This window comes from Acetomicrobium mobile, from assembly GCF_937920065.1.
Genome location: NZ_CALETC010000264.1, coordinates 1 through 2,780, shown reverse-complemented (window position 1 = coordinate 2,780; position 2,780 = coordinate 1). Strand labels below are relative to the sequence as shown.

Sequence of the window (2,780 nt, the reverse complement as noted above, 5' to 3'; positions counted from 1 at the left end):
TGCCAATCCCAGATCCAAAGTCGATCCACAACTTATAGGCTGGTTTTTTGGCCTTTTCATTGGGTTCTGCCTTCAAAATTTTCCCCACCCTCATATCCACAGCTTGGAATTGTTCGTAATTTATCGTAACCATGATAACCTTCCCTCCTTCATGCTTAATGCTATGTTATATACTATACTGGAAATCAATATTTCGATCCGTCATTTCGGCGATAAAAACTGCGGTTATGACTGTCTCTCACGCTGACACACGAGTAAAATGACAGTAGCAAATTGTTGGCAAACACATATTTTATACTGTTTTTGCCCGTTTCTTATTACAGATCACCTAATGGAGGTCTTTTTGGTGGGAAAAACTTTAAGGATTTTTGGAATTTTAGGCATCATCATCGGATTTCTTATAATGATCCCCTTAGTTACAATTCCATCGGGAATTGCCATCGTCATAAACGGAATCGTGCTTTACGCAATTGGAAGAATTTACGACGACGTACGAATCATCAAGGACAAGCTAAATCTTCCCTAGCTCAAAAATCTCTGCGTAGCCGCATAGCTGTGTCGTGAGCGGACAACCCTTCGGCGTCGGCGATCGTCGCCCCGTATAAAACAAGCTCAGACGCTGCCTTTTGCGACAAATACAAATGTTGCATGGGACGAAGGAACGTGCCTACCCACAGTCCGCCCTGAAACTTTGCAGATCCGCCTGTCGGTAAGACGTGGTTTGTGCCTGCGATGTAATCGCCGAAAGGCACTGCGGAGTGTTGTCCCAAAAAGGCAGCTCCATAAGATGAAAAGAGCTCGAGCTTGGAGTCAGGTTCTTTAATTACCAGTTCCAGATGTTCCGGGGCTATGTCATTAGCAAACTCAGCAATTTCCTCCAGGCTACCAACCGCTACGGTTGCCCCTTTTTCCCAGGAAAGAGAAGCTACAGAAGCGGTCTTTAAATCAGAAAGGAAATGACGGACCTCTCCAATCGCTTTTATGGCAAGCATCTCTTCCGTGACGAGAAGCATCGCCTTGGCGCTCGGGTCATGTTCAAGTTGTGCGAGCATATCGGCCGCTAAGAACTTTGGGTTTGCACTTTCATCCGCGACGATTAAGACTTCACTGGGGCCAGCCAAGCCGTCGATGCCAACGACACCAAAGACTTGTCTCTTTGCCTCCGTAACAAAGGCGTTACCGGGACCCACGATGAAATCCACGCGTTTTATATCGCCTGCCCCAAAAGCAGCTGCTGCAATGGCTTGGGCTCCTCCAACGACCCAAGCTTCATTCACATCGAGCAATCCCATGGCAGCAAGCGTCACAGGGCTAGGGCTGCCTTCTTTTCCTGGTGGCGTTACGATTACTATTCTTTCAACGCCGGCTTCTTGCGCAGGAATTACGCCCATTAATACGCTGCTGGGCAAGGGATATCTTCCCCCGGGAACGTAAACGGCGGTGCTTTTTACGGGAACAAATCGCATTCCGGCTATTTGGCCCTCGGCTATATCACATTCGAAGTTTTTAAATATATTTCTTTGTGCCCTGTGAAATGTCCTTATATTTTTTTCAGCGACCTTTAAAGCTTCCTTTAAGTTTGATGGTAAATCATCCCAGGCTTTTGCCATATCCTCCGGATCTATCCTAAAGGGCGTTATGCCATCCAAAGACTTGCTTATCTTCGATAAGGCTTCCCAACCGTTTTCTTTTATTTGAGTTAAAATGTCGTTGACCTTACTTTGCACTTCGCGTGTCAAATCCTCGGCTTTAGTATCATCGGGTCGTTTTAGAAAACGCATAACTTCTCGCTCCTTCGCTAAATTCTCAAACAACTAAATTACTTACTTCTCCAGGCACATGTATCCATTCGAGAGCAACCCGAACATTTGGGAAACAGCTCGTCATTAGCATAATTTGGCCCCATGCCCACCATGAAGGTAACGGAGTAAAAAGGTTTTAACATGTGACGCTCATTTGCATCAACACCATGGTTTTCCCCACCTAAAAGCTCCAATATAAGGGGCTGCACTGACAAGGGCAATCCGGGGGTGGAACCCGGTATGTGAACCGAACTTAAGCCAAAATATCTTTGACGCGCCACACTCAAGATAATGTTTTTTATTTTCTTAATGACTTGTCCCATCATGGCAACACTGATTTCGCTTAAAATATAGGAGGCAAGCACTTCATTCATAGAATTATACCTTTGAATCTCTTCTTCAATAGCCCTTCCGAGGGTGACTAACCCAACAAAGACCTCGCTCGCAGTAGCAAAGTCTGATAACCCGTCGTGTCTTCTAAAGGCAATAGTTCTATCATCAACAGAAAGAGTCAATGCCCCTTCTTTAAAATAAGGGGTACAAATCTCATATAACAATACCGGCCGGACTACCCTTTCTGCCACGGCTAGCAATTCTTTCGCCTTTCTTTTTATAACGTCCTGTCCGCTTTTACCCTTCCTTGTTGGGTCAAATAAAATACTCAAATCCAACTCGGATAAGGCAATTTTTATTTCTACGACTGCCATAAGGTGCCTCCTCTAAAAACTAATCTAAAACAACCTTGACTGCTTTTTAAAAGATTCATTATATTGTATCTTAACACCAACAAAAAAGTTCAACACAAAAAGGGGCGTTCAACTCATGTTGGCACAGACCATGATCGAAAGGGCGAAGGCAATACAGGATTGGATGGTAAAAATCAGGAGGGATTTTCACAAATATCCCGAACTTTCGTCACAGGAAAAGCGCACACGCGATATGATAACAAGTTACCTCAAGAGCTTGGAAATACCTTAT

The 2,780-nt window shown here is 44.5% G+C and carries 3 protein-coding genes; 1 reads left to right on the top strand and 2 read right to left on the bottom strand.

From position 1 onward, the window contains the following. Positions 1–346 precede the first annotated feature (346 nt). On the top strand, positions 347–526 hold the full coding sequence (locus Q7P41_RS10010; protein WP_303883955.1) for an EmrE protein: 180 nt from the start codon (positions 347–349) through the stop codon (positions 524–526). 1 nt (position 527) lies between these two features. On the opposite strand, the gene hisD is transcribed toward Q7P41_RS10010, so the two are convergent. Then, positions 528–1,781 (bottom strand): histidinol dehydrogenase, encoded by a 1,254-nt coding sequence (gene hisD / locus Q7P41_RS10005; RefSeq protein ID WP_303883954.1) that lies wholly within the window; start codon positions 1,779–1,781, stop codon positions 528–530. A 38-nt stretch (positions 1,782–1,819) separates the two neighbouring features. Further along, on the bottom strand, positions 1,820–2,509 hold the full coding sequence (locus tag Q7P41_RS10000; protein ID WP_303883952.1) for a hypothetical protein: 690 nt from the start codon (positions 2,507–2,509) through the stop codon (positions 1,820–1,822). Positions 2,510–2,780 lie beyond the last annotated feature (271 nt).